Below are 7904 nucleotides of genomic sequence, written 5' to 3'. Positions count from 1 at the left end.
ACGACCGGGGCCTGAAAGGTCCCGGCGGCCAGTGGCGCGAAGAACGTTTTGGAAAAGCCGGCCAGCACCACCGTCAAAGCGATCAGCGCCATTCCAATATAGAAGCGGGTAGGCTTGCTCGCTGCCTCAACATCCATTGGCGTAATTCCCCTGAAGCAAAGCTGCCACGCGCGGAGGGTCCGTGTCGATCACCCGTTTAGCAGTGCACCTTCGCTTTGACCCACTATTTGGATGTCCGCTTTCCACCCATTGCGGGCCTTCGCTCAGTCTCTTCCTAGCCCAATCGATTCTATCCAGTGGCGGCCAGCAGAGCGACCATCGCGAAGCCGGCATAGGTCCCGATCGCGTTGCCGATGGAGCCGATCAGGATAGCGGGCAGGACCAGGTCTGGACGACGTTCGGACTCGGCCAGAACGAAAGCTGTGGAGGATCCTCCGATGTTGGCGCTGGACGCCAGGGCTAGGACGATGGGCTCAAGCTTCAGCAGCGCGCCTGCGCCGAGCAGCACGGCGGAATGGACGGCGAGGACGATGCCGACATAGGCGAACAGCACCGGCGTCAGGCTCCCCGCCGCGACGAGGGCGGCGAGGTCGGCATTGGCGCCAACGACGGCCAGGAAAAGATAGATGCCCCACAGGCCGAGCGTATTGGCCTGGGTCAGGCGGGAGACGGCGGGTATCTGGGCGACCGCCAGAGCCAGGGTCGTGACGATCAGGACGGACGGCACAGCGACGCCGCGCGCCTCCAGCCAGGTCGAAGCGAGGCCGGACAGCCAGACGGCGACGGCGGTCATGGCCAGGGGAACGGCGATGGCCAGGGTTCCGGTGAGCGGCGCCGGCGGCGTCTGGGCGGGAACGGCAGCCTGCGCCGGGTCGCTCGCCTTGCCGAACCAGCCCGACCTCGACAACAGGGCAGGCAAGGCCAGGGTGACGATGATCCAGACGTCGGTCATGACGTTGTCGACCACGGTCGCGGCGGTATAGAGCCCGCCGTCGCGCGTGATCCCGTAGGCCTGCGCGACGGCGTTGAAGTTGGCACCGCCGCCGATGTAGGTGCCGGTAAACATCCCGGCGAGCGCCCCATGGGACGCCCCGACCATGCCTGAGATCGGCGTCACGGCATTGGCGACCCAGACGCCCAGGAAGGTGCCGACCGCGCCGATGAGGAACGCTCCGATCATCGGCGCCCCGGCCCGCTTGAGCGCCTTCAGATTGACGTCCAGCAGGACCAGGAAGATCGCCGCCGGAATGACGTAGCTGAAGATCGGATCATAGACCGGCCCGCCGGACGCGGCGGGTGGAATGACCCGAAGGTTCGCCAGTAAGGCCCCCAGGACGATAACGACCATCGCCGCGCCGAGCTTTCGAAACACCCCGATCCGGCCGAGCGCATCCGACAGCGCAACGATGACCATCAGCACCGTTAGAACGCCAAGCGGGCTGGAAATCAGGGCGGCCGATTGCGTCATCGAACGAGACTAGCCGGATTGGGGGCAGTGGCAATCAGGCCTGGGTGCCACGCCTTGACGGTCGCGCCCCCCACGACCGATTCTGACGCACCCGCATGCCATGCTCGCCCTCATGACCATGCGCCATCAGATCAACCCCGACGACCTTGACGGTCTCGGCGGCAATATGTGGGACCATATCAGGCGGGAGTATCTGGCGGGCGTGAAGGCGACGCTGCTGTGCCAGAAGTGGGGCATATCGCTCAGCTCGTTCCGGATGCATGCGCGGGCCGGTGGCTGGCGGCGGGTGGATCAGGCGGTGTGCGAGGTCCCGCCGGAGTTCGGCGAATACCATCCCGAGGACAATGTCAGCTTCGCCGACCTGGCCGACCAGGCCTTCCTCAACATCCGCCGGGCGATGGGGTCGGGCCGCGCGGCAGAGGCCTCGACCTGGATGCGCGTCTACGAACGGCTGTGCGACCGGGCCCGCGCCGAGGTCATGGCTGAACTGCCCGACATCAGGCCGCCCCTGCTTGAGCCCAGACGCGAGCCGTTGAATCTGGTCATCCGACCGGATAAAAGTATCAATGATTTAAACTCTCTGCACGCCGAAACCGAAGTTATTTCTGAAGAATTGGACTCCTTGCACCCGGTGTCACCGGAGTCCAATCCGCCGTCCTCCTCCTACGGATGCGGCTCGCCGATCCCCGACACCTCGACCAACACGACGTCATAGAGCCGCATCAGTACGTCCAGCGTCGCCCGGCCCTCACCGTCGGCCATGATCGTCGTGGTCTCGGGCACGTCGGTCGTGACGGCCTGAAGCTCGGCCAGTTGCGCCGGGCTGAGCGTCGCCGGTGATCCCATCCTCAGCCAGGCCGTGTGGGCGTCGTTGGCCTCGAAACCCACCCGGCGGATGCGGACCGGGTGCGATCCCGGCGACAGTCCGGACAGGCTGAGCGTCAGCGGGGCGGCCGGGCCGGGCTCGCGGATGCGTGTATAGAAGGTGCGGTCGCTGACCGGCTGCACCGGCGGCTCATAGCTCCAGGCCAGCAGCTGAAGGGTGTCGGCCGTGCGCGCGGCGATGCTGCGGCCGTCGCCCGTGTCCAGCCGCCGGCCGCCCAAGCCGTTCAGGTATTTGTAGGCGAAGAAGGCCGGCTTTCTGACGCCCTGCGGGTTCAGCAGCCCGAACCCGCCCTGGAATGGCAGGGTCTGCGGCCCCGTCTCCTCGAAAATGTCGCTGAAGGTCCAGTAGCTCATGGCCTGAACCAGCCCCTCGGACTGATGCAGGTTGTCCAGGATGTAGGACGCGCTGAGATAGTCGTCATGGATGGGGTCGCGCGGGCTGAAGCTGGCGCTCCATTCGCTGACATAGATCGGCAAGCCCGGCCGCGACGAGACCGAGGTCAGGTAGCGCGCCTGACGCAGGTCCACCAGCACCTCGTCAGCGTTGGTCGACAGCTTCACGTCCGCTTGTCCGTCGGCGTCCAGAAAGCCGCCCTTGGTCCCGTAAGAGTGACCCGAGACGAAATCGACGGGCAGGGCGTGCGCCTGGGTGTAGTTCAGGAATTCCTCGATCCAGCCCAGCCCGGCCGTGGATGGCCCCCCGACCTGCAGCGCCGGGTCGATCGCCTTGATAATCGTCGCTGTGCGTCCGTACAGGTCGAAATAGGCCGACTGATCCGCTCCCTCCCAGAAGCTGGCCAGGTTGGGCTCGTTCCAGACTTCGAAGAACCACGACCGAACCTCGTCCGCACCGTAGCGGTCGATCAGGTGCCGCACGAAGGCCTCGATCAGCCCATCCCATTTGTCCGGATCCGGGTGCGAGGTATTGCCGTTCCAGTGAAAGATCGTCTGATCCGAAGTCTTCATGGCCTCGGGTGTGAAACCAAGCTCCACGAACGGCTTCAGTCCCAGGTCCAGCAGCCGGTCGTACAGGGCATCCACCTGCGTCCAGTCGTAGACCGGACGCCCGTCGACCTCTCGGTAGACCTCCATGTCGTCATGAAAGATGGCGTGGAAGCGGATGTAGCGAAAGCCGATCTCTGCCTGCACCAGTCTGAGCTGCTCCAGGCTCTCGGCACGGCGCAGCACGCCCGGATAGTCAGCCCCGATCGAGAAATCCGGCATGCGGTCCCTGGGTCGACCCGCGCTGGCCGCATTCACGGATATCGACCGCTGGACCGTCTGGGCCATGCCTTCTGAGGGCAGGGCGCATGCGATGGCCAGGCCCGCCATCAAGAACGCCAGCTGCCGGAGGATTCGCCCTGTCGCCGCCATCTCGATCCTCCGCCGTCATCGAGATCATATAATCATACAAATTGATGGCGGCGGGTAGCGCATGGCCCAAAGAAAAAACGCCCGGTCATCGCTGACCGGGCGCTTCAAACGTCATTCCGGGCTCAAGCAACGCGACCGCGCGTTAGCCCACCAGGTATGCCTACTTGATCTTGCCTTCCTTGAACTCGACGTGCTTGCGCGCGACGGGATCGTATTTGTTGACGACCATCTTTTCCGTCATCGTGCGGGCGTTCTTCTTGGTGACGTAGAAGAAGCCGGTGTCGGCGGTCGAGTTCAGGCGGATCTTGATTGAGGCGGGCTTGGCCATCGGAAATTACCTTTGCGACGGCGCGGAAGCCGTGAAAATAAGAGGCGCGGAACATACTCAGCGCGCCCGCCAAGTCAACGCCGTTTCTGAAGGCCCTGACCGCACCCCTTGACCCCCGTGGCCGGCCCGCGTAAACGCGCCAGACTTTCGAGGCGGGGCGTGCCCCATCCTGATCGTGACAATTGAACGGACGGGCTGTGCCCGCCGGAACGCCCGAAGCGCGCGTTCCGGTTTTTTCGTTTGGGTCACCGATCCGGTCTCGAACGATCCCGGGCGTCTCCGTCGGAGGCGTTCAAAAGAAGGAAACCGAGGCGCCCCGGCCGACAGGCACACGCCTCCATCAGAAGTCGAGACTGTCCGAACGATGCCTACGATCAACCAGCTGATCCGCAAGCCCCGCAAACCCAAGCCCGTGCGCAACAAGGTGCCCGCGCTCGAGGGTTCGCCCCAGCGCCGCGGCGTCTGCACCCGCGTTTACACCACAACCCCCAAGAAGCCGAACTCGGCTCTGCGTAAGGTCGCCAAGGTCCGTCTGGCCAAGTCCGGCTACGAAGCCGTGTGCTATATCCCTGGCGAGGGCCACAATCTGCAGGAGCACTCGGTGGTCCTGATCCGCGGCGGCCGCGTGAAGGACTTGCCCGGCGTTCGCTACCACATCCTGCGCGGCGTGCTCGACACGCAAGGCGTCAAGGACCGCAAGCAGCGCCGTTCGCACTACGGTACCAAGCGTCCGAAGTAAGCCGAACCGCACCCCCAGATTCAGCCAGCCCAGTCTGGCTTCCAGACACCGATTTAGAAGGCTCACCCCATGTCACGTCGTCACCGCGCCCAGAAACGCGAAGTCCTGCCGGATCCCAAGTACAAGGATCTGATCGTCACCAAGTTCATGAACTACGTCATGTACGAGGGTAAAAAGGCCGTCGCCGAGAACATCGTCTACGGTGCCTTCGAGATCCTGGCCGACAAGAAGAAGGACTTCGAGCCGGTCCAGACCTTCCACACCGCCCTGGAAAACGTCCAGCCGTCGGTCGAGGTTCGTTCGCGTCGCGTCGGCGGTGCCACCTATCAGGTCCCGGTCGAGGTTCGCCCCGACCGTCGCCGCGCCCTGGCCATCCGCTGGCTGGTGAACGCCGCGCGCAAGCGCGGGGAAAACACCATGACCGAAAAGCTGGCCGCCGAGCTGCTGGACGCCTCCAACAACCGCGGCACCGCGGTCAAGAAGCGCGAAGACACCCACAAGATGGCCGAAGCCAACCGCGCCTTCAGCCACTACCGCTGGTAGACGCCTTCAAAGCGTCAAACGGCGACACTATCTAGGCCTATCCGGCGCGGGCGGTTTCAGCTAAATCGCCCGCGCCCGCTTATCCGAACACCACGATCTCCCCCGAGGGCGCGAAACGCGTCCTGAAAACATTTCAAGGCACGCTTTCATGGCCCGCACGCACAAGCTCGAGGACTACCGCAACTTCGGCATCATGGCCCACATCGACGCGGGCAAGACGACGACGACCGAGCGGATTCTGTATTACACCGGCAAGAACCATAAGATCGGCGAAGTCCACGACGGTGCCGCGACCATGGACTGGATGGACCAGGAGCAGGAGCGGGGGATCACGATCACCTCGGCTGCGACGACGGCCTTCTGGCAGGGCAAGCGTCTGAACATCATCGACACCCCCGGCCACGTGGACTTCACCATTGAGGTCGAGCGTTCGCTGCGCGTGCTCGACGGCGCCGTCACGGTGCTGGACGGCAACGCCGGCGTCGAACCCCAGACCGAAACCGTCTGGCGCCAGGCCGACAAGTACAAGGTTCCGCGGATCGTGTTCGTCAACAAGATGGACAAGATTGGTGCCGACTTCGACGCCTCGGTGCAGTCGATCCGCGACCGCCTGGGCGCCAAGGCCGTGCCGATCCAGTTCCCGATCGGTTCGGAAAACACCCTGTCGGGCCTGGTCGACCTGGTCACCATGACCTCGGTCGTCTGGGACAACGACGCTCTTGGTGCCAACTTCACCGTCGGCGAGATCCCGGCCGATCTGATGGACAAGGCCGTCGAGGCTCGCCAGTACCTGATCGACAACTCGGTCGAGCTCGACGACGAGGCGATGGAAGCCTACCTCGAAGGCACCGAGCCTTCGACCGAAGTGCTGAAGAAGTGCATCCGCAAGGCCGTGCTGACCGGTGCCTTCTATCCGATCCTGTGCGGCTCGGCGTTCAAGAACAAGGGCGTGCAGACCCTGCTCGACGCCGTCGTCGACTACCTGCCGTCGCCCATGGACATCCCGCCGACCCCCGGCATCGACTTCAAGACCGAAGAGCCCGTCGTGCGTAAGGCTTCGGACGACGAACCCCTGTCGATCCTCGCGTTCAAGATCATGGACGACCCCTTCGTCGGATCGCTGACCTTCTGCCGCCTGTATTCGGGCAAGATGGAGACCGGCCAGAGCCTGCTGAACTCGTCCCGCGACAAGCGCGAGCGGGTGGGTCGGATGCTGCAGATGCACTCGAACAACCGCGAGGACGTCAAGGAAGCCTACGCCGGCGACATCGTCGCCCTGGCCGGGCTGAAGGACACCCGCACGGGCGACACCCTGTGCGACCCGCTGAAGTCGCCGGTCATCCTCGAGAAGATGGAATTCCCCGCGCCGGTCATCGAAATCTCGGTGGAGCCCAAGTCCAAGGCCGACCAGGAGAAGCTGGGCGTCGCCCTGGCCAAGCTGGCGTCTGAGGATCCGTCCTTCACCGTCTCGACCGACCACGAGTCGGGCCAGACCATCCTGAAGGGGATGGGCGAGCTTCACCTGGACATCAAGATCGACATCCTGAAGCGCACCTACAAGGTCGAGGCCAACATCGGCGCGCCGCAGGTCGCCTATCGTGAATCGCTGGGCCGCAAGGTCGACATCGACTACACGCACAAGAAGCAGACCGGCGGTACGGGCCAGTTCGCCCGCGTCATGATCACCTTCGAACCCGGCGAGCCGGGGTCGGGCTTCGTGTTCGAGAACTCGATCGTCGGCGGTGCCGTGCCCAAGGAATACATCCCCGGGGTCGAAAAGGGTCTGAACTCCATCAAGGATTCGGGTCTGCTGGCCGGCTTCCCGCTGATCGACTTCAAGGCGACCCTGACGGACGGCAAGTTCCACGACGTCGACTCCAGCGTGCTGGCGTTCGAAATCGCGGCCCGCGCCGCCTTCCGCGAACTGAAGGAAAAGGGCGCGCCCAAGCTGCTCGAGCCGATCATGGCGGTCGAGGTCGTGACCCCCGAGGATTACCTCGGTTCGGTCATCGGCGACCTGAACGGCCGTCGCGGCATGATCCAGGGTCAGGACATGCGCGGCAACGCCACCGTCGTGAACGCCTTCGTGCCGCTGGCCAACATGTTCGGCTATGTGAACACGCTGCGTGGCATGTCGCAGGGTCGCGCCGCCTTCACCATGCAGTACGACCACTACGAGCCGGTGCCGCAACACGTCGCCGACGAAGTGATCAAGAAGTATAGCGCCTAAGCACCAACCAATCCCGGCGGCCTTCGGGTCGCCGGACCCCTGAAAAACCTGGATATGCCCCCTCGCATCAGGGGACGGAGAGAAGAGAATGGCCAAGGAAAAGTTCGAACGTAACAAGCCGCATTGCAACATCGGCACGATCGGTCACGTGGACCACGGCAAGACGACGCTGACGGCGGCGATCACGATGACGCTGGCCAAGGCCGGTGGGGCCAAGGCGATGGCCTATGCCGACATCGATGCTGCGCCCGAAGAAAAGGCCCGCGGCATCACGATCAACACCGCGCACGTGGAATATGAGACGGCCAACCGTCACTATGCCCACGTCGACTGCCCC

At 64.1% G+C, this 7904-nt stretch carries 8 protein-coding genes; 5 read left to right on the top strand and 3 right to left on the bottom strand.

Annotation, left to right across the window (positions count from 1 at the left end; translation table 11 throughout):
- Nucleotides 1–289: 289 nt before the first annotated feature.
- Nucleotides 290–1468, bottom strand: a complete 1179-nt coding sequence (locus tag AC1DW4_RS15000) for a DUF819 family protein (protein ID WP_477018060.1) — start codon at nucleotides 1466–1468, stop codon at nucleotides 290–292.
- A 112-nt stretch (nucleotides 1469–1580) separates the two neighbouring features.
- Between AC1DW4_RS15000 and AC1DW4_RS14995 the strand changes: the two genes are divergently transcribed.
- Nucleotides 1581–2183 carry a hypothetical protein gene (locus AC1DW4_RS14995; protein WP_477018059.1) on the top strand — a complete coding sequence of 201 codons (603 nt, stop codon included), beginning with the start codon at nucleotides 1581–1583 and terminating at the stop codon, nucleotides 2181–2183.
- Here the strand turns inward: AC1DW4_RS14995 and AC1DW4_RS14990 are convergent.
- A complete protein-coding gene (locus tag AC1DW4_RS14990; protein ID WP_477018058.1) occupies nucleotides 2132–3685 on the bottom strand; it encodes a GH39 family glycosyl hydrolase in 1554 nt (517 codons plus the stop codon). The two genes, AC1DW4_RS14995 and AC1DW4_RS14990, sit on opposite strands and share 52 nt — an antisense overlap.
- 202 nt (nucleotides 3686–3887) lie before the next feature.
- Nucleotides 3888–4055, bottom strand: coding sequence for a 50S ribosomal protein L33 (gene rpmG, locus AC1DW4_RS14985; RefSeq protein ID WP_477018057.1), 168 nt, complete (start codon nucleotides 4053–4055; stop codon nucleotides 3888–3890).
- Between the two features lie 364 nt (nucleotides 4056–4419).
- Between rpmG and rpsL the strand changes: the two genes are divergently transcribed.
- The 4 genes from rpsL to AC1DW4_RS14965 all read left to right on the top strand — a co-directional run.
- Nucleotides 4420–4794: a 30S ribosomal protein S12 gene (gene rpsL / locus AC1DW4_RS14980; protein WP_013269204.1), complete on the top strand. Its 375-nt coding sequence runs from the start codon at nucleotides 4420–4422 to the stop codon at nucleotides 4792–4794.
- Between the two features lie 69 nt (nucleotides 4795–4863).
- Nucleotides 4864–5337, top strand: coding sequence for a 30S ribosomal protein S7 (gene rpsG, locus AC1DW4_RS14975; protein WP_077355083.1), 474 nt, complete (start codon nucleotides 4864–4866; stop codon nucleotides 5335–5337).
- Between the two features lie 148 nt (nucleotides 5338–5485).
- Nucleotides 5486–7567, top strand: a complete 2082-nt coding sequence (gene fusA / locus AC1DW4_RS14970; protein ID WP_477018056.1) for an elongation factor G — start codon at nucleotides 5486–5488, stop codon at nucleotides 7565–7567.
- An 88-nt stretch (nucleotides 7568–7655) separates the two neighbouring features.
- The coding region (locus AC1DW4_RS14965; protein ID WP_246347506.1) for a GTP-binding protein at nucleotides 7656–7904 on the top strand (249 nt) is incomplete at its 3' end.

It is taken from the genome of Brevundimonas sp. P2_A6 (assembly GCF_056404975.1).
This window is presented reverse-complemented; position numbering and strand designations above follow the sequence as displayed.